The sequence below is a fragment of the Paenibacillus xylanexedens genome, assembly GCF_007676705.1.
In the GTDB taxonomy this organism is placed as follows: Bacteria; Bacillota; Bacilli; order Paenibacillales; family Paenibacillaceae; genus Paenibacillus; species Paenibacillus xylanexedens_C.
Window position 1 is genome coordinate 869,022 of record NZ_VEBF01000001.1, and the last position, 18,931, is coordinate 887,952.

Sequence of the window (18,931 nt, forward strand, 5' to 3'; positions counted from 1 at the left end):
CTGTGAAACTATTCTATAATGAAACAATCTCTTAAAGCAATACTTTTTTCCTGGTTTTATGATAAAAACAACAAAAAAACAGGACGTCCGACTCAGCTAATTGCTAAATCCAACATCCTGTAATGATTATGATCCATATATTTCTTAAAGTAATAAAATGCCTCTGTGCTACTCTTCGTCTGTATCTTCCTCTTTTTCAAGCACACAACGGAATCGCTCCACACCTGGGTATAATTCACCCAGACTATACACCACGAACCCCGTATTCCGATAAAACTCGACGGCTTCCAGTTCGGTCTCAGCGATCAGTCTATCGGGATTGTATGTTGCCAACAGCTGTGAGATCATACCACGTCCATAATTTTTGAAGCGGTTTTCAGGCAAAACCGAGATATGATGAATGGTAATCTCACTTGTTCCTGTCTTCTCATATCCAATCAGACCGATCAACTGTCCTTCATCTTCGTAACCGGCCAGTTGCAGCTCGTCCTTCTCTACATATTGTTGCAACGCACGGTTCAAGTGATCCGGATCAGGAAAGACCGAGTAGGACAACAGTTCCTGCACTTCCGGCTCCTGTATGCGTGATTTCAGATTAATTAACACCTTGATTCCTCCTATACCTTGCTTGTTTCCGTTATCGTATTGTAGTCGTTAGCCTCTAAAAGTTCAAGTCGTGTGCCGATTCAGCTCTGATTGAAGCACAGTGGAGATGTCGTCCGGACCCTTGATCACCGCCATCTGATATGCATCCAACAATGCACCTCCAACTGCTGGCAGATGGCTAGTCATGTATTGAATTGTTTTTCCATTGGGTTGATAGGCAGCATCCAGCCCTTTCTGAACAGCTTCCACCATATATGGTGAACTCAGACAACTTCCGGTAAGATTCAAGGACACTGTTGGATGTTCAAAACAGGATGCAAGCATCAAGATGCCCACAACGGCCGTGTCAGCAGCCGAGTCACATACCCTAACTGCGAGGGGAATATTGCGAGCAGCAGCTTCCGTCACCATAGACGCCATCTGCCCAAATTTCCGGTTGGTCGCCTGTTTATTTTCGGCAAAACCGGCTACCCCCAGCGCAGCGAGCTCTCGCACTGAGGTAACATTCCAATATGCCAACACCTGCTCAATCCAAGCTTGATCCTGCGGCCCATAACGTCCTGCAAGAATGGAATGCACCGTGTCGTAAGCTAAAAAACGTGCTGCTGTCGGCGCGTAATGTCCGAACTGATCATTGCGCAGCCAAGCTCCCTGTTCCGTTCTGCCAAGGATTAAAGAGCCCGTCCCTCCAATAGCGACAATGCCTGGCTCACCGTCGAAGGCCGCTGTATGTGCGATGCGCGTATCGTTTACTGCACTGATCCTGCCTCTAATCCCCGTACGAGCGAGTAATGCCTCAGCCCAAACTGTATCTTCAGGCTCATTCAAGCCTGCCATCCCTGCCTGAATGGAGGCGATCTGACTCGGCTTGAGCCCGGCTTGAGTTATCGCTTCGGCGATAGCCTCCAGCACATTTTGCTCAGCATTGGTATCGTGATAGCGATTGCAACCACTCTTTTGCACATAGGATAAAAGCTTCCCGTTCTGATCGGCGACAGCCACACGCGTATGGCTCCCTCCTCCATCCATCCCTATTACATATGTATTCATCCTTGACTATCTCCCTTCAGACATTAAGAATGCCGGGTCCATTGTCAGATCCCGGCAGAGAGTTTATTGCTTTTGTACAGCAAAACGAAGCAGTTCACAACGAAACTGTGTCGGTTCATCATACTTTTCCTCTTCAATCGTCTGTGTAACATGTTCTTGAAGTAGAATATTCCAACCTTTGTAGGCATCCTCCAGCAAAGCGATCGCTTCAACTGTCGACAAGTTCAGTTCAATTAATGGTTCAATCTCCTTGCCTGTATTCATTTCTTTCTCCTCCACATTGGTGCTCATCGTAATGCAATGAATGCCCCCTGTACGAGTTCCGGCCTGTAACCGGTCTATTGCTTCCATGAAGGCTTGCTTATTTGAGACATGTTCCAGACAAGAACAAGCAGCGATATAATCAAAATAGTTTGGCTCCACAGCATATTGTTCAACATCTGCTTTCACTGCCTGCACGATATGATCAACCTGATATTCTTTCGCATACTTGCGAAGTCCGTCTACTGCCTCATCCAGTAAATCCACACCGATGACTTCACTGTTGGTCTGGGCAAGACGCTGTGCAATCGGTATCGTATGTCTCCCGACTCCGCATCCAAGATCTAGAACACGCAGTTCCTCCTTGTGAGCAAGGAGACGTTCCAGCATATCCATCACCATAGGCATGGGCCTCGACATCCAGGTACCAGAGGCGAATAATTCATTATTCTGATAGAAATTGGAATGATAACCTGCCTCTGCTTTTCGCGCAGCCTCAAATTGTTCGTTTCCCATCAAGATACCCCCATCAATTAGAAGTTAAAAGTCAACGTCCCATTACCGGCGAAAAGAATGATTATAAAAATGAACATTATGACAAATCCAGCTGTTACGAGCAATTTCCCCGTATCCCTCTTGTATGAACTGTCGTTAAATAACATTACTCCACCAATGGAGATGGCCACCGGAGCGAGAAAAAGCGTAATCAGTACAAGCAAAGCGATGGAATAGCGATCCAATACCGATTCTTCATATTCGGTCATGTATGGTTGTTCCGGCAATGCCGTCTTTGTGGCAACCAGATTACCGCAAGATTTGCACTTAAACTCGTCTTTTGCCATTCCTTCATGACAGTAAGAACATTTCCTTTGTGTGCGCGCCATCTTCCGCCTCCTTTCACATCTGTTCCATTAATGAATACCCATAATACAATACGGGAATCAATTGATTGCGAATTCCGGATGCGAAAGATTCTTCTTCATAAAGGATTCCAGTGCTGCCTCATATCTATTGCGATCCACTTGAAACGCTGTGCCGTGGCCTGCCCGGGGAATGGTTAGCAATTCTTTCTCGGTCGGGCAAGCTTCGTATAATCTGTACACCATTTCTGTTGGTACGAACGTATCGGCTTCACCGTGGATGAACAGCACAGGCACGTTGACTTTGGCAAGTTGATTCAGCGCGGATGCCTCCCTGAAAGAGTATCCTGCCTTCCATCTGGAGATCAGACTTGTGACGGGTATGAACGGAAATGCAGGAAGTTTGTATAATTGCTTCAACTGGAACGTCAATTCTTCTTCTACGGAGGTGTACGCACAATCAGAGACAATCGCTTTAACTTGGCTTGGCAGAGCTTCACCACCAGTCATCAGTACGGTTGCTCCTCCCATGGATATGCCGTGCAATATGATTTCCCCTTGTGTACCCACCTTTTCCAGCACCCAGTTGGTCCACTGGACATAATCCTTCCGATCTAACCAGCCAAAACCGATGATATCACCTTCACTCTGTCCATGACCTCGATCATCTGGCATGAGTACGTTATAACCGTGCTTTTCCGCATAAAACCGGGCGAATCCAGCCATTTCTCTGCCTCTCCCCGAATAACCATGTGCCAGAATAACCGTATGATCAGACCCGCTATTGGAACCCAGCCATGTACCGTGCAGTTTTAATCCATCATGCGATTGAATAGATATCTCTTCTGTAGGCTGAGCATCAAGCCAATTCAGATCGGAAGCGCTGCTGATGATCTCATTGTCGGGTTCAGGCATCAGATTCGGATTATCCACCAAAAACGTTTTGGGCGTACGTCGAATGGCGGTTTTGAAAAAATAAAGCCCTCCTGCCCACAGAAGAGCAAGAACGATCAGAACCAGTGTCCCAAGTCCGTAGAATAACATGAACGTGTCCTACCTTTCATTCCTAATTAAAATGTGTTCAATCCTTACTTACTCGTTGCAGGGCCGCACATGCTTCTTGAAAAGCAGGCAACAAGGTATCTAGCAACGGTTCTGCTTTACGCGATTGCCCTTCCTTGGCAAACTGCTCTATCTGGGCAAACAAAGTCGATAAATAACGAATCCCCAGACTCAAACTGCCTGATTTCAGATCATGGGCTACCCCTGTTGCAGCTGCATGGTCTCCCGAAACAATATGTCTGCGCAGCACTTCGATCTTGCCAGGTGTTTCGGTACGATACATGTCCAATAACATACCGAGAAGTGTGCGATCACCATCAGTGTTTAATTCGGCAATCTCATGTACGATGCTCATATTCAGTACTTCTGTCGATTCAGACGATTGCTGCCACTTCTGGATCATCGTACTCAGGATCTCTAACGTGAACGGTTTGCCGATGAAGTCATTCATCCCGGCTTCCCTACACTTGTCTTTCTCCCCTTGCATAACATTGCCTGTCATCGCAATGATTGGGGTGGCATGACGCATTTCATCCATTTCTATCGCGCGAATTTTGCGTGTTGCTTCCAAGCCATCCATTAAAGGCATCATATAGTCCATTAGAATCAAACTGTATTTTTTGTTGAGAAAAGCAGCTACTGCCTCCTCCCCATTCAAGACAGCGTCAACTTGGGTGATTCCCAGCTTTTTGAGTTGCAACATAACAAGCTGCCGGTTGATCACATTATCATCGGCCAACAAGATAGATACGGGAGGAGCTTCATCCTCCACAGCCTGCCCTTGAATCTGCTCAGACAACGGCGGACCGGACTCGTGAGCGGACGGATTACCTTGTTTCTTGTTAAGCCCAAGTTCGAACCAGAATGTTGATCCTTCACCCTCTTTGCTGTCTACTCCGATCTGACCTTCCATCAGTGTAACGAGCGATCTGCAGATCGATAATCCAAGCCCCGTTCCTTCATACTCACTCGAACGGCCTCGTTCTGTCTGCATATAGGGTTGAAATAATTGGTTCTGATCTTCTTCCGAGATACCAATGCCCGTGTCTTCAACTTCAAATCGGATCATTTGACTAATCTCATCATCTTTAATAAGGGCAACTCGTATCCGTACCGTACCTTCAGATGTGAATTTGTTTGCATTCTGAATCAGATTAATGAGCACTTGGGTAATTCTCGTTGAATCCCCTTCCAGAAGAGTTGATATTCCGGAGTCAAAGTCTACCGATAATTGATTGCGGTTCTTTCTGACTTGAGGTTCGAGTAAACGAACAATATAATGTATCGTTTCTTGCAGATCCACTTCCCCCAGTTCAAGTCGCATCTGCCCCGCCTCAAGTTTGGACAGATCCAGAAGATCCTGAATCAGCTTAAGCAACAGTCTGGCAGCATCCTGTATAACAGAAACAGAATTCTCCTGTTCTTCAGACAAAGGAGACAGCAACAGCATTTCAGCCATCCCCAATATTCCATTTAATGGCGTACGAAAATCATGACTGATTCCTGCAATAAATGCGCTTTTAGATTCACCTGCATCTACTGCTTTCTGGCGTGCGGCCTCAAGACTAATATTGTTCTTCGCAAGCAGACGCTGGAGTGTGACCAGTTCATTATTCATATCCGAGAATTCCGCAAGCGTCCGTTCCTCCTGCTCTCTGCTGCGGATCATCTGATCCGATAACTGCTCAATCGTTCTGCGCAGCCTCTGTATCTCTCCGTTCTCATTAGGCACCACATCACCCCTCTCCTAATCCCTAACCATATCATGATGATTACATGTAACTGGCTGAGCCAGTAATTGTTCTGCGACGGCAACTGCTTCATCGGCCCCTGGTGCATAACCGTCAGCTCCTATCGTTCTCCACAGCTCCTGATCAATATTAAAGGGATATCCCCCGACCATAATCTTCACATGTGCCGTTGCCGGATGATGACGAATTAGATGGATCAGCTCTTTGGCCAGATGAAGATGATACGTCATCGTAACTGAAATCGCAACAACATCGCTCTGATGGCGCTCTATGGCCTCTACTACACTTCCATTGGGAACATTCGCTCCCAGATAGTACGTATCCCAACCTTCCATCTCGAACACATCTGTGAGCATTCGTAGTCCGATCTCATGTTGTTCACTGCCTACACAGGTGGCAACCAGCTTTTTATCCTGACCGTTATCCATCAACCAGCGTGAGTAGAGACGTGAGATGAATGACTGGGTCGCTGCCGTACAAAAGTGTTCCTGTCCTACACTGATCCGATTGCATTGCCACAATCGCCCTATTTCGTACTGGGTAGGCTGAAAGATATATCGATAAATATCACGAATTGTCGCCCCGGCTTCTAACTGAACTTCAATGATCTCGAAGGCTTCTTTTCGTTCATTATCTAGCAAACACTGCAAGTACGATTGAGCAGCCTCTCCATAAGGCATGGATTCATTCATGTAACCTGCAGGTGACTCCGTTTGTGTTGTTCTATATATTCCCATCTCCAGATAATCGAGCAGAAGCGCCTTTGACGGATGGTCAAATTCCTCTTCCAATGTCTCTTTAATCAGATTGAGATTAATCGCCAGATCCTCTGCCGATACCTTGTAACCCTCAAGTAAAACTTTCAGCCACGCAATATAATGCGTAAAGAGTTCAGGACTCTGTACGAGCGCACTTTCAGCCAAATAGTTCAAGCTATACTCCGAATCCTGTTTGGTTCGCATTTTTCCATTTTCGCCAAATCGTTCAAGTAAATCGGGCTGTCTGAGATACTGTTTCTCCGTTATTTTATCAGCCAAGTTACTGGCTTGTTGGAGTAAGTGTTCTCCTGCTTCTCGATGACTCATGGACGCAGCCCTCCTCTACTCGGGAATGAGATCGACGTTAGCTAACTTGCAGTTTGGGATAGGTTCCTCTACGTGAAACTTTATTGCTATCCATCCATTCCGCCCTCCATATGTCCGTTCCATTATACATTAACTTTGGATAAGCATGCGTTTGCGCTATGCATGTATAGAACAATTTTCCTATATTATGTAGAACCATGCAAGCCACTCAGCCAGTATCTGCTATACTTTTCGAGCTCCACAAAAAAACTGACCTGCGTTATAAACGCAAGTCAGTTTTCCCTTCTGCAGCCAACCCCAGCTTCTTCAACATCCGTATCGCATCCACTTTCTCTGAAGGGTCCAGTCCTTCCAAAGCATCAATGATAACCTGGTGATGTTGAGGAAATATCTCTGTGAACAATTGTCTTCCTTCCTCGGTTAATTCAGCGTAAATGACACGCCGATCTTCCTTGGATGGCCGACGAAATAGCAGATTTTTATTTTGTAACTTATCTACAACATACGTAATATTACCACTGGACATCAGTACCTTTTCACCGATCTTTTGCAATGCCTGTGGTCCCTTATGATATAACAAGTCAAGCACGCCAAATTCTGTCGTATTCAGTCCGTGACTCTGGATGTCCCGATTGGAACGTGAAGTCACAGAATTGTAGGCCCGAACAAGAACCACAAATAATTGTAAAGATAGTTCCCGGTTGTCCTCCGTGTTCAGCATTTCAATAATCCTCCATCAGTTGTTTACATTTCCGCTCGCATTAGACGAAAGCTTCTGCTCCCACTCCTCGCGAAGCATTCCCATACGAATTGAATCATAGTATTGTCCGCGAACGATACGACACTTCCGCATTCGCCCCTCCACCTGCAACCCGGCTTTTGCAGCCGCCCGCATCATTCGTTCATTGCCGGACCATGTGGTCAATCCAACCCGAACTAGAGGTAGATGTTCAAACAAATGACTTGACCACATCACAAGCGACCGCGTACCCATTCCGCTTCCCCAACGGGCAGATCTGTATATCACAATCCCCATTTCCAGCCACATGGATAACTCATCTTCTATATAATAGCTGATCGTACCCACGATTTGTCTGTCAAATTCTATGATACGGATCGACACAGGTTTGGAATCGCTCTGATCAACGTTCATACGTTTGAGCATACCTTGTTCAAAACTTTCATAGCTTTCGTGTTCGAGAGGATAATAGGGTGCATCCCACTGCTTCCATTCCGGAGTGTCATCACTATAAATCAATTCATAGAGTTCGCGCAGATCCTTCTTCTCCACACACCGGAGAACAAGTTCACCATCCACTAGGGGTAGTTCTTTTATACCTATAGGAAGCACCCTCTTTCAAATTAAGAACGATGAAGCTCTTCGATACTACCGTCCGCATGGGCAAGAATGACTGCGCTCGCCATATCCACAAATAGTCCGTTATCAACAACACCCGGTAGCATGTTCAATTGAACATTAAGGTCCGCAGCATGATCGATGACTTCCATGTGGCAATCCGCGATCAGGTTTCCGTTGTCTGTCAGATAACGTTCCTGTCCATCCATCCGCCATTGTGGGTGACACCCCAGTTTTTCAAGAGCCTGGAAGGTCCACTCTGAAGCAAACGGAACCACCTCAACCGGTAGCGGAAATTTCCCCAACTTTTGTACGGCTTTGCTGCCATCTGCTACAATAATCAATTTGTCACTATTCGCAGCCACGATTTTCTCACGCAAAAGAGCCCCGCCGCCACCTTTGATCAGGTTAAAATCGGGATCTACTTCATCTGCGCCATCAATGGTCAGATCCAGACGTCCAATCTGGTCAAAGGGAACAATGGGGATACCCCATTCCCGGGCGAGCTTGTCCGAAGCTTCCGAAGTGGCCACCGCTTGAATATTCAATCCATCACGTACCCGCTCACCGATTCGGCAGATGGCATAATAAGCTGTTGAACCTGTCCCTAATCCAACCTTCATTCCATCTTCAACATATTCTGCCGCACGCTCTGCTGCTATCTGTTTAAGATTCATCTATAAACCCCCGCCTGCTCATAATTTGAGAAATGCATATGTAGTTATTATAGATAAAACCGCTTCCGATGTATATCCGTGCCTTCTGTTGCATCTTTACCAATCTTTTTTCCAATGTTTGAGGATGTATTTTTACCCACCATGTTATAGAATACAGAATGAAGCTAAAAAATGGGAAATTTTAAAATAAACAGTTCTAAATACCTATATTTCGTCTGATATGTCCATAAATACGTAAAATATTAAAAAAGTTTTAACGGAACTATTCAATTTAACGACATTTTATACGACATATTAATTATAGATGTGTTTTAATAATTAGACACCTATGGTTCATACGGTACATAAGTCTCTACGAAAGCGACTGATAAACCAAGACCATTGTCGCATAAATTTCCTTTGGAGGGGATCACGGAATGATCTAGTTCACTGTACCAAAGCAAACCTAAAGTTTCTTAATTTAAAGAAGATCAGGAGTGGAATTTAGTGAAATCATTAAGTTGGAAAAGCATGTCGTTTTTCTCCAAAAATCTGTTACTCTCATTTACCAATATCATTATCATCGGGGTAGCACTTATCGCAAGCAGTTACTATTTTCAAAAAACAGTTCTTGTTGATCAACTGCATGGACAGGTAGAGCAAATTACCAAAAAGTGGGCTGAAGATATCAATCCTGCCGAGGTACAAGCTGCTATTGCGGAAGGCAGCTATGATGGAGCAACACAAACAAAATTACGAGCATATTTCGATGAAATGCAGGAATATTATCCCAACATTGCACAAGCCTACATCTTCGGTGTTGAGCTCGGTGGCGACAGCAAGAGATTAACATCACTTGTAGCGATGCCGACCAACCTAAGAGAGGCTTTTCAAAGTGAGAACGTAAATATCGGTGACATGTATGAGCAGCCCGTCGTTGTAGCCAATGCGCTGAAAGAAATGCTCAATACGGATCGCCCAACGTTCACAACGTTCTATTCCGATGATTTTGGAACCTGGACAACCATTGCTTATCCAATTAAAGATAGTAACGGTAAGATTTTCTCTTATTTCGCCGTTGATGCAGATGCATCAGCCGTGCCCGCAGGACTGAACTCTTTGCTCAAGAACGGCATTATTATCCTTGTTGCCTTCTTACTGTTATTCCTGATTATCCAATACCTTGTGGTTAAAAACACACTTTCCCCTATCCGTCACTTGATCAAAGGAATTGATGACGTAAGTCGGGGTAATTTGAATGTCAACATTCCGACAGGTAAGGACGATCTGGGACTGGTTAACGAGAAGTTCAACACCATGGTTCGCAAAATCAACGATACAATCGTTAAAGTGCAAATCACATCACAAGAAGTGAATCAGTCTGCCAAAGAACTATATGAAGTTTCCGAAAGAAACAGCGAGAATGCGGATTCCATTAATAACAATGTTACACAAATCACTTCCAACATTCGTTCCCAGGAACAGGCAACCCGGGATAGTGCACGTGCCATGTCCGAGATGGCTACCGTGATTCAGACGATTGCCAGCAGCTCCGCAAGTGTAGCGGATGAAGCGTATGAAATGGAACGTCGCTCACAACAAGGAAACAGCGTTGTCCGTCAAGTATCCGAACAGATGAATCTGATTACCGAGTCGGTTAAGAATACCGCTTCTGCCATTGAGGTTCTGGAGAGTCGTTCACAGGAAATCGGCGATATTCTCAATATCATCTCGGGAATCTCCAGCCAGACGAACTTGCTTGCTCTCAATGCATCCATTGAAGCAGCACGTGTCGGTGAAGAAGGACGAGGATTTGCAGTTGTCGCAGGTGAAGTACGCAAACTTGCCGAACAGTCTGAACAAGCGACCAGTCAGGTTGGTGTATTGATCCAGGAGATTCAAGCTGGAATTAAACAAGCGGTTCGTGCCATGGAGCAAGGTACATCCGAAGTAGATACAGGGCTCAGCGTAGCCGATCAAACGGGACAATTGTTCGAAGATATTCTGGAAGCAGCGAAAAAAGTGTCTAATCAGATTCAGGAAGTTTCAAGCGCTACGGAAGAAATCTCTGCAGGTACTGAAGAAATGACCGCTACAGCAGATGACTTGTCTTCAAGCGTAAGCAAGACAGCAGACAGCAGTGAACAAATCTCCTCATCAGTTGATGAGCAAAAAGCATCTTTGATTACATTAGTAGACTCTTCCACACGCCTTACCAGCATGTCAGAGGAACTGCAAGAACTGATCTCTCATTTCAATGTAAGCAAACAATAATTCAAATCCACCAAAATTCGGTTTGAACCAAGGAGGAATAACTGAAGTGATTGAACACCAATCATCATCTTCCCATTCCATGGAATCTGGCCTGCCGGTTCTTCAGATTCCACTGGATTTTGGGCGACGTCAACAATCATTCTCTTATCAATCTGCTCAATTAACATTACATGCTTCTCTGAGTCATGAACTTAAACAGAAGTTTGGAGAACAGATGGTGTACCCGGTACTCCTCTCAGCTTATGCAGCCTTGTTATTCCGATTGTCAGCTGAACAGGAACTTGCCATAGGTGTACTTGCTCCCGATCAGGCAGCTTCCTATCTTTCACTACAGATTCAGGGCAAATTAACTTTTAACGAACTATGTCATCAGATTTCAGAGCAGCTCAAGATTGAATATACGCTTCAATCGGGTGGATATCCTGAATCGTTTTTTATGCTGAACAGCGTACAGTTGCCCCAAGCTCCTCAAGTATTGAATTGGAACGTTCGAGATGATCAGAGCATGCTCATTCTCGATCTGTTCTATGACAGTTCATTGTTGAAAGAGTCTACAGTACTGAGATATGCAGAATACTATCAGACTCTTCTACTTGCCCTGGTGCGTGACAGTGACAAAGCAATCGGTGCAGTGGATATCCTTTCTGCCTCAGATCGATTGCTGTACCGTGAAATGAATGATACTGCCGTTCTCGAACCAGCGAATCAGACCATTCACGGCTGGTTTGAAGCAACTGCAGCAGCATATCCGGATTCACCGGCGATTACATCGCCATCCGCACGATATACGTACAGAGAATTAAACGAACGAGCCAATCAGGTTGCACGTGTTCTAATATCCAATGGATTGCAAAAAGGGGAATTCGTCAGTATCTTTATGAATCGAAGTCTGGAGACCATTATCTCCCTGCTCGGTATTCTCAAAGCAGGCGGTGCATATGTTCCGATCGACCCTGAGCATCCCCAAGAACGTAACAGCTATATTGTGGAAGATACGGCGTCACCATTCGTTCTAACAACAGAAGCTTCTTATGCCCAAGCATCCAGCTTATTCTCCAGTATAGCTACCGTCCGCCAGATTCTGGCTGTGGATGGTCGTCTAGCCGGCTTTGCAGCAAGCAACCCTAACTTGGATATTCACCCAGACGATCTTGCGTATATCATCTATACGTCAGGATCTACCGGTAAGCCCAAAGGTGCTCTGATTGCCCATCGGGGTGTCACTAATCTTGGTAGTGTGGTGCAGCGTGATTGTGACATTCAACCAGGTGATGTATTAACCCAGTTTGCTACATACAGCTTCGATGCATCCGTGTGGGATACGATTGGCGCCTTGTTCTATGGAGCAGAATTATATCTGTTGTCTGCGGAAGAACGTGTATCCGTTGAAGAATTCGCAAGTGCAATTGAACGTACAGGAACAACCATTATTACGATACTGCCTACGATCTTCTTCAATCAGCTTGCAACCTATTTATCAGAAGAAGGTTTCCACAAGCTGGCCAAAGTCAGAATCATTACCGTAGCCGGAGAAGCGCTCTATGGCGAACAGGTTCGTGCCTTCCAGCGCAAATTTGGCAATCAGATTGACATTGTGAATGTGTACGGACCTACCGAATGTACAGTAGCCACAGCCACTCACCGCATCAGTGAGCAGGTTCCCGAACATGTGGTGAACATCCCTATCGGTAAACCGATTCATAACTACAAAGTATACATTGTGAATGAAGAACAACAGCTCTGCCCGGTAGGCGTGCCTGGTGAGGTATATATCGCTACTCCTGCACTGGCCAAAGGTTATCTGAATCAGCCAGAACGTACAGAGCAAGCATTCATTGAGAATCCGTTTGCGATAGGTGAGAAAATCTACAAGTCTGGCGATATTGCCAAATTGCTGGATACCGGGTTGCTGGAGTATGTCGGTCGCAGTGACTCGCAGCTAAAAATTCGTGGTCACCGGATTGAGATCGGGGAGATTGAAGATCACTTTGCACGACTTGATCAGATCCAGAACGTTGCTGTCATTCCGAAGAAAGAATCGGACGGACAGAATATGCTGGTTGGGTATTTTACATCGAAAGATGGCCGTACCCTTTCTGTTTCGGACATCAAAGCAGATCTGGCGGAGAAACTCCCTTCTTATTTTGTGCCGAAGTGGATCTGTCAGCTGGATGAAATGCCGATCGCACCGACTGGGAAAATCAATCGCAAAGCGATGGTATCCCTACCTCATGTGGAACGACATGAAGATCGCCCTGACCTGGTCATGCCCGAGACGGAGACGGAATCCATTATCCTGGATGCGTGGAAAGAAATTCTTCAGCACGATGACTTTGGTGTCGAAGACAGCTTCTTCAACATCGGTGGTGATTCTCTCCGGGTTATTCATGTACTGGTCATTCTGAAGCCGCATTATCCTCAGCTGAAAATTGCCGACTTCTTTGCCGAGAAAACCATCCGCGCACTTGCGCGTCGTGTGGAAGTACTGTCTCACAGTGCAGCAGAAGTTACGGATTCAGTGGTGACCGATGGAATGATCACACAATTATCCGAACATCCTGTAGAACTGGCATCCCAGTTGGGATATCCGGTCATTCGTGAACCTGAGGATGTGTTACTTACCGGAGCGACTGGATATCTGGGTTCCCATGTACTGCAACAGTTAATTCTGAATTCAAGTACACGAATCTACGCGCTTGTTCGTCGCCCGACCAATGGAATCACTGCGATGGAACGTTTGACTAAAGTGCTGGAAGGATATTTCGGTAAACAACTGACTGATCAACTTGCAGCCCGCGTGGAGATCATTGAAGGGGATCTTGAACAGCCTAATCTCGGTCTTTCCGCTGAACAAACTTCCTATGTTAAGGAACGAATTGACCGTGTCATCCACTGTGCTGCAGATGTACGTCATTTCGGGGATGCCGAGCAGTTCGCCAAAACGAACGTGGAAGGCACCGTCGCATTGCTGGATCTGATTCGCAGCAAACCTGGGGCTTCCTTCCACCATGTATCCACGATGGGTATTCCGGAAGATCTGGCGCTCAGCGGCAAGTGGGAATCCTCATTGCAATATGATCGTTTCCCGTCCGACTTGCACGTGGACAACCTGTATTCGGACAGCAAGCTTGAAGCCGAGAAAGTGCTCATGATTGCCGCCGAGCAGGGTGTACCTGTCAGTATCTATCGTGCAGGTAATCTCACTTGCCACTCTGAAACTGGACGCTTCCAGTCCAATATTGATAGCAACGCCTTCTATCGTATGATCAAAGCAATGTTATTACTCGGCAAAGCTCCTGCCGCAGACTGGATGGTTGATTTCACACCGATCAACTATGCGAGTGAAGCCATTGTTCATCTGGCCTTACGTCAGGATACAGCCGGTCGTGTATTCCACATCTGTAATCCGGAGCCAATCCGTTATGATGAACTGATCCGTTCAGTGAATCGGGCTGGCTATGAAGTCGAAACGCTACCTTTCGCGGAATACACACGTTGGTTGTTCGATGCCAGCATCAGTAAGGAGCCTGAAGCTCTACAATTGGCCATTGCTCAGCTAGAAGGCGACGGTGCTAAGGATTCAGCTTATGTCTACGCCTGCCCTATCACAACTGCTTATGTGGAACCTGCCGGAATCTCATGTGCGAAAACAGATGATCGCTTCATCTCTGCCATGTTAGACTACGCCGTTCAGATTGGATATTTCCCGGCTGCAATTCGGCGCCACAACGGTACTTCTACAGCAATGGAGTAAATGAGTACGTTCAATCTATCATCCGCATTTAATAATATTGGAATACAAAGAAGCCACCTTCATCGTCATTCACTGACGAGAAGGTGGCTTCTTTGCTTCACTTCGAATTGCTGGATCATTCTTTTATACCCATCGGATCATTGCAATAATAGCGAGATGAGCTGGATAGAAATAGCGCCAAACCCAACGTGGCCCCTTCATGCGGAAACCTGCTTGATAATATTGAGCAATGGCAATACCTACAGTTGCCATTACACTATACATTTGCACAGAGCTGTTATGCAGCAGAAGATATAGTGCATTTAACACGACATGTGCCACTACAAGTACAGGACCCTGGAAATAACGGAATAACAGGACCAATAATAACCCATACATCCCATAATCCATCTGGCTAATTTCCATAAACCAACCTGCCCCAATTACGATCGGAATGGCCAGTAGGCGGGATGGCAGTTTATCGATAGCTAACAGTACCAAAAGAGCTGACCACAACGTCCATACCACATTCAATGAGTAATGATTAAACGCAGCCATGAACGGCACCTGTGATATCATTGCAATCCAGAACAGCCGCCATATGTATTTTTGTACGTCTCGTGTATGTTTATAGCCGATATACACTGCAAAGGCATAGATTGGAAAAGCGATACGACCTATGATCCTCAGTTCTATCATATGTGGAAAAAAGACAGCTCCTATATGATCAATTAACATCGTGATCATGGCAATCCACTGCATCATATTGCGACTTCCCTCCCTCTTTCCCGACTTGACGGGTCTGCCATTCATTTATATAGTGCGTCTTTTTGAGCAACCTCTTATACATTAAGTTCATAATACATGAATTTGGTATCCTGTGCATATCCTTCGGATTCATATAGAACTTGCGCTTGCTTGTTACTTAACTCAGTCGAGAGTGATATACGAAGAACTCCACGTACAGATGCCAATCGCTTGGCTGCTTGCAGCAGCTTCCTTGCAATGCCTTGCTGACGATAATCCGGATGCACATATAGATCATTAAGCACCCAGATCGGCCCCATTGATACCGAGCTGAAACTGGGATAAAGTTGAACGAATCCGTTACAAATTAAGCCATTCGAGAGTGGCAAGCCGTTGCTTCCATTTGCCCCACAATCACTGTTCACATCTGTTTCTGCTACCAAAACCACCGATTCATCACGTTCCATTCGTTCTCTAATATATTGACGTACTCCCTCAAGGTCAGCATTTTGGTTGTAGAACATTCTGTACTCATTAAATAACCGTCCCACTTCATCAAGATCCGCAAGACCAGCCTGTCTGATACGGTGCTGCAATTCATCCAACTCCTTAGGAAATGAGATAACCGCTCCATATGTGTTCTTCTATTATAAAACAATCCCCTTGTTTTCCCCATTCATCATCTGTATCAAAGTTTGTAGTATCTTGGACATTGAACTGGCTATTTGTTCATACGCGCTTCCAGTGTACACCTTGCTTATCGAGTCCATGCCCATTCTGTACGTTCTGTTATATTGGCTTCGCAATGGCAAAAATAAAAAGGCGACCAAAGCATCCGCTGCTCCGTCGCCTTGACTATTCAGTTCGAACCAGTATTATGTTGCTGCTGACAAGAATCAGAATCAGGGAAAATGACGCCTTTCTTCAAAATCAGATTGGCATATTGCGCACGCTCACCCGTTGCAACAATGACATAGGCACGCGAAGCACGTTCATAAAATTCAAATCGCTCTTCATGATCCAATGCATCCGTAATGCCTTCGTATTCTTCAATTAATCGGCGGTACTCTTCCCATACAATTGGGATCACCGGATCCCCTTTTACAACCTGCATGACAGCAGCTGGACGTTCGGCATAGGTATCCAGTGGAAATAATTGCAGGATGGCTTCCAGCAGTTCGACGACTCCCAGTGCATCACAACGTACCAGGCGCTTGGCATGACTGGCTGCCGGGAAATTGCCATCTGCCAGAACCAGTTCATCTCCATGCCCCATTTCAGACATGATTTTGAGCAACTCCGGAGGTATTATGGTGGGAATGTTCTTCAGCATATACAGCTCTCCTTGGTCATCTCCAACATCGGTTAGAGTGAATTGATATTCACCAATCTTGAAATAATCGGGACTTTCATTTACATAGAAGCGGTTTCATTCCCATTCTATCAGGATTATTTGATGTTTGCATAGCGTGGGCTGTGGCTTGTATGTGAATATTTCATTTTGACAAAATTACTTGTTTGCCATATAGTTGTTGTAACAACTAATTGATTGGGACATTTTATCATGGAAGCGAGGACTAGCAATCACATGGACTATACACTGGAGCAATCTGTCGGATTCATGCTGGGTTTCACGCATCGCAAAGCAGTAGCCTTACTTGCAACGCGGTTCAAACCTTATGATATTACAACAGAGCAATTCTCTGTCTTATTTAATGTTGACCGAGGTGAAGGTGTCAATCAGAAAGAATTGGCCGCGCGTGTCTTCAAAGACCAACCCACCACTGCCCGGATTATTGATCTGGTGGAGAAAAAAGGCTGGGTAGAACGCCGGACCAGCGAACAAGATCGCAGAGCCTACCTGTTATATCTCACCAAGGAAGGCAAAGCATTAATCGATATTCTTGTTCCAATTGAAAGAGAAATGAATAAAGAACTTGCTGAAGGTATACCCGAAGACCAGATGGAAGCATTTAAACATACTCTTTCCCTCATAAATCGCAATCTGTAATGAATTACAACTCAGGGGGAATACGTCATCATGAAAGAACAATCTACACAAGTTAGGTTATGGACTACCGATTTTATTTTGCTAATGCTATGCAACTTTTTGTTATTCTTGCAATTGCACATGATCGTCTCTCCGCTTCCGTCCTATGTCCAAGAACGATTTCACGCCAATGCGTTTGAAGTGAGCTTATTTACCTGTCTGTTTGCGCTCAGCGCCATTGCAGCCCGACTCTATTCTGCGAAAGCACTGGAGAAGGGTCTTCGTAATGCCATGATCTACATTGGACTGTCGATTGCCCTGCTCGCAACGCTCGGTTATTATTTTGCTGCAGGTATAGCTGTGCTGTTATTGCTGAGAATGTTGTTTGGTATCGGGTTTGGTATGAGCAGCACCGCTTTTCCAACAATGGCTTCGGACATTGTACCCGTCAAACGAATGGGGGAAGGAATGGGTTACTTTGGGCTATCTACGAGCTTGGCTATGTCCATGGGGCCAATCATTGGTGTTACATTACTCCAAGGTGCAGGATTCGTAACCCTGATGTTATGTACTGCTGGTGTTATCGCAGTCATCTATCCACTGAGTTATACGCTCACACGCAAAAAAGCAGTAAGAACCGAAAACAGTGCGAGCCTCGACGCCCAGGCAGCAGCAACCGCTACGGTGTCGAACACGAAACAGAAAACGCCTTTTAACCGCAAGCTGATCCTGCCCAGTGTGCTGAATTGCCTGTTATCCATCACGTATGGCGGGCTTGTCGGATTCATTGTCTTGTACGGTAAGGAAGCTAATCTGGCTAATCCAGCACTGTTCTTCTTATTCAACGCACTTGCTGTGTTGTTGGTCAGACCATTTGCGGGGCGGATCTATGACAGCAAAGGTCCAAAAGCACTGCTCATCCCAGGGGCCATATTCATTGCTGGAGGACTCTTTCTCCTCTCCTACGCAACTTCAATGTCCGTGCTGTTCGTTGCTGCCTTTATCTACGGGATTGGCTATGGTTCCATGCAGTCATCTCTGCAGACCTGGATGATTCAAGTTGTATCTCCTGCTCAGCGGGGTATGGCTAACGGCATGTTTCTAAACTCGCTCGATCTGGGTATTGCAACTGGCGCACTTCTGCTCGGTGCCATTGCGTCCATGACCAGTTATACCGATATGTATCGTTATTCTGTGATGTTCATGATTCTGTTCTTGCTTATCTATCTGATTCAGGGAAAACGAAGTGGAAGCTTCTCCATAGAAGCTCATCCTCTGCTTGTTCATACGCATATACCTGCAACAAATACAGATCAGCCCAAGGACTCGGAACATAATACGCAAGATACCAGAAATAAAGAATAAACCCGTCAATGGAGTGGACACGATTACGAGGTTCATTCCTAATTTCAAGAAAACGCGTTTACACCGAGGAAGCATGCTTTCTCAGGCTTAAACGCGTTTTTTATGTGTTCATGGTATTCAATTAAAATAAGATT

Annotated in this window: 18 protein-coding genes; 5 read left to right on the forward strand and 13 right to left on the reverse strand. The window is 45.5% G+C overall.

Annotated features, from left to right (window positions below):
- Positions 1-168: 168 nt before the first annotated feature.
- From FS628_RS03795 to rpiA, 10 genes are all read right to left on the reverse strand, one after another.
- The gene (locus FS628_RS03795) at positions 169-606 is read right to left on the reverse strand and encodes a GNAT family N-acetyltransferase (RefSeq protein ID WP_145319093.1); all 438 of its coding nucleotides are present in this window, start codon (positions 604-606) and stop codon (positions 169-171) included.
- Between the two features lie 63 nt (positions 607-669).
- Entirely contained in the window at positions 670-1,656 is a 987-nt protein-coding gene (locus tag FS628_RS03800; protein WP_145319096.1) for an N-acetylglucosamine kinase, read from the reverse strand.
- Positions 1,657-1,719: 63 nt separating this feature from the next.
- Positions 1,720-2,433, reverse strand: coding sequence for a class I SAM-dependent methyltransferase (locus FS628_RS03805; protein ID WP_145319099.1), 714 nt, complete (start codon positions 2,431-2,433; stop codon positions 1,720-1,722).
- Positions 2,434-2,450: 17 nt separating this feature from the next.
- Positions 2,451-2,759, reverse strand: coding sequence for a hypothetical protein (locus FS628_RS03810; protein ID WP_222125176.1), 309 nt, complete (start codon positions 2,757-2,759; stop codon positions 2,451-2,453).
- A 99-nt stretch (positions 2,760-2,858) separates the two neighbouring features.
- Positions 2,859-3,821, reverse strand: coding sequence for an alpha/beta hydrolase (locus FS628_RS03815; RefSeq protein ID WP_145319105.1), 963 nt, complete (start codon positions 3,819-3,821; stop codon positions 2,859-2,861).
- Positions 3,822-3,858: 37 nt separating this feature from the next.
- Positions 3,859-5,574, reverse strand: coding sequence for an ATP-binding protein (locus FS628_RS03820; RefSeq protein ID WP_145319108.1), 1,716 nt, complete (start codon positions 5,572-5,574; stop codon positions 3,859-3,861).
- A gap of 12 nt (positions 5,575-5,586) precedes the next feature.
- Positions 5,587-6,675: a cobalamin B12-binding domain-containing protein gene (locus FS628_RS03825; RefSeq protein WP_145319112.1), complete on the reverse strand. Its 1,089-nt coding sequence runs from the start codon at positions 6,673-6,675 to the stop codon at positions 5,587-5,589.
- Between the two features lie 259 nt (positions 6,676-6,934).
- Entirely contained in the window at positions 6,935-7,396 is a 462-nt protein-coding gene (locus FS628_RS03830; RefSeq protein WP_145319115.1) for a MarR family winged helix-turn-helix transcriptional regulator, read from the reverse strand.
- Positions 7,397-7,411: 15 nt separating this feature from the next.
- Positions 7,412-8,026 (reverse strand): GNAT family N-acetyltransferase, encoded by a 615-nt coding sequence (locus FS628_RS03835; RefSeq protein WP_440131241.1) that lies wholly within the window; start codon positions 8,024-8,026, stop codon positions 7,412-7,414.
- 11 nt (positions 8,027-8,037) lie between these two features.
- Complete coding sequence (gene rpiA / locus FS628_RS03840; protein WP_145319118.1) at positions 8,038-8,709, reverse strand: ribose-5-phosphate isomerase RpiA; 672 nt, start codon at positions 8,707-8,709, stop codon at positions 8,038-8,040.
- A gap of 510 nt (positions 8,710-9,219) precedes the next feature.
- Here rpiA and FS628_RS03845 point away from each other — a divergent pair.
- Together FS628_RS03845 and FS628_RS03850 are read left to right on the forward strand one after the other, a co-directional pair.
- Positions 9,220-10,962, forward strand: coding sequence for a methyl-accepting chemotaxis protein (locus tag FS628_RS03845; RefSeq protein ID WP_145321368.1), 1,743 nt, complete (start codon positions 9,220-9,222; stop codon positions 10,960-10,962).
- Positions 10,963-11,041: 79 nt separating this feature from the next.
- The gene (locus tag FS628_RS03850) at positions 11,042-14,716 is read left to right on the forward strand and encodes a non-ribosomal peptide synthetase family protein (protein ID WP_145321370.1); all 3,675 of its coding nucleotides are present in this window, start codon (positions 11,042-11,044) and stop codon (positions 14,714-14,716) included.
- A 123-nt stretch (positions 14,717-14,839) separates the two neighbouring features.
- Here the strand turns inward: FS628_RS03850 and FS628_RS03855 are convergent, their stop codons facing one another.
- The gene (locus FS628_RS03855; RefSeq protein WP_260870917.1) at positions 14,840-15,460 is read right to left on the reverse strand and encodes a conjugal transfer protein TraX; all 621 of its coding nucleotides are present in this window, start codon (positions 15,458-15,460) and stop codon (positions 14,840-14,842) included.
- A gap of 77 nt (positions 15,461-15,537) precedes the next feature.
- Positions 15,538-16,038, reverse strand: a complete 501-nt coding sequence (locus tag FS628_RS03860) for a GNAT family N-acetyltransferase (protein ID WP_260870918.1) — start codon at positions 16,036-16,038, stop codon at positions 15,538-15,540.
- 109 nt (positions 16,039-16,147) lie between these two features.
- On the opposite strand from FS628_RS03860, the gene FS628_RS31890 reads away from it, so the two are divergent.
- Positions 16,148-16,297: a hypothetical protein gene (locus FS628_RS31890; RefSeq protein ID WP_222125177.1), complete on the forward strand. Its 150-nt coding sequence runs from the start codon at positions 16,148-16,150 to the stop codon at positions 16,295-16,297.
- Positions 16,298-16,301: 4 nt separating this feature from the next.
- Here the strand turns inward: FS628_RS31890 and FS628_RS03865 are convergent, their stop codons facing one another.
- Entirely contained in the window at positions 16,302-16,775 is a 474-nt protein-coding gene (locus FS628_RS03865; protein WP_145319121.1) for an RbsD/FucU family protein, read from the reverse strand.
- Between the two features lie 231 nt (positions 16,776-17,006).
- Here FS628_RS03865 and FS628_RS03870 point away from each other — a divergent pair, with 231 nt between their 5' ends.
- Together FS628_RS03870 and FS628_RS03875 are read left to right on the forward strand one after the other, a co-directional pair.
- Positions 17,007-17,453 carry a MarR family winged helix-turn-helix transcriptional regulator gene (locus tag FS628_RS03870; protein WP_260870919.1) on the forward strand — a complete coding sequence of 149 codons (447 nt, stop codon included), beginning with the start codon at positions 17,007-17,009 and terminating at the stop codon, positions 17,451-17,453.
- A gap of 30 nt (positions 17,454-17,483) precedes the next feature.
- Entirely contained in the window at positions 17,484-18,797 is a 1,314-nt protein-coding gene (locus FS628_RS03875) for an MFS transporter (RefSeq protein WP_145319124.1), read from the forward strand.
- The last annotated feature ends 134 nt before the right edge of the window (positions 18,798-18,931 follow it).

Bases quoted from the DNA above. Each gene is read 5' to 3' on its own strand.
- FS628_RS03800 (WP_145319096.1), bottom strand. From the start codon at position 1,656: ATGAATACATATGTAATAGGGATGGATGGAGGAGGGAGCCATACGCGT.
- FS628_RS03805 (WP_145319099.1), bottom strand. From the start codon at position 2,433: ATGGGAAACGAACAATTTGAGGCTGCGCGAAAAGCAGAGGCAGGTTAT.
- FS628_RS03810 (WP_222125176.1), bottom strand. From the start codon at position 2,759: ATGGCAAAAGACGAGTTTAAGTGCAAATCTTGCGGTAATCTGGTTGCC.
- FS628_RS03815 (WP_145319105.1), bottom strand. From the start codon at position 3,821: ATGTTATTCTACGGACTTGGGACACTGGTTCTGATCGTTCTTGCTCTT.
- FS628_RS03825 (WP_145319112.1), bottom strand. From the start codon at position 6,675: ATGAGTCATCGAGAAGCAGGAGAACACTTACTCCAACAAGCCAGTAAC.
- FS628_RS03830 (WP_145319115.1), bottom strand. From the start codon at position 7,396: ATGCTGAACACGGAGGACAACCGGGAACTATCTTTACAATTATTTGTG.
- rpiA (WP_145319118.1), bottom strand. From the start codon at position 8,709: ATGAATCTTAAACAGATAGCAGCAGAGCGTGCGGCAGAATATGTTGAA.
- FS628_RS03845 (WP_145321368.1), top strand. From the start codon at position 9,220: ATGTCGTTTTTCTCCAAAAATCTGTTACTCTCATTTACCAATATCATT.
- FS628_RS03850 (WP_145321370.1), top strand. From the start codon at position 11,042: ATGGAATCTGGCCTGCCGGTTCTTCAGATTCCACTGGATTTTGGGCGA.
- FS628_RS03855 (WP_260870917.1), bottom strand. From the start codon at position 15,460: ATGATGCAGTGGATTGCCATGATCACGATGTTAATTGATCATATAGGA.
- FS628_RS03865 (WP_145319121.1), bottom strand. From the start codon at position 16,775: ATGCTGAAGAACATTCCCACCATAATACCTCCGGAGTTGCTCAAAATC.
- FS628_RS03870 (WP_260870919.1), top strand. From the start codon at position 17,007: ATGGAAGCGAGGACTAGCAATCACATGGACTATACACTGGAGCAATCT.
- FS628_RS03875 (WP_145319124.1), top strand. From the start codon at position 17,484: ATGAAAGAACAATCTACACAAGTTAGGTTATGGACTACCGATTTTATT.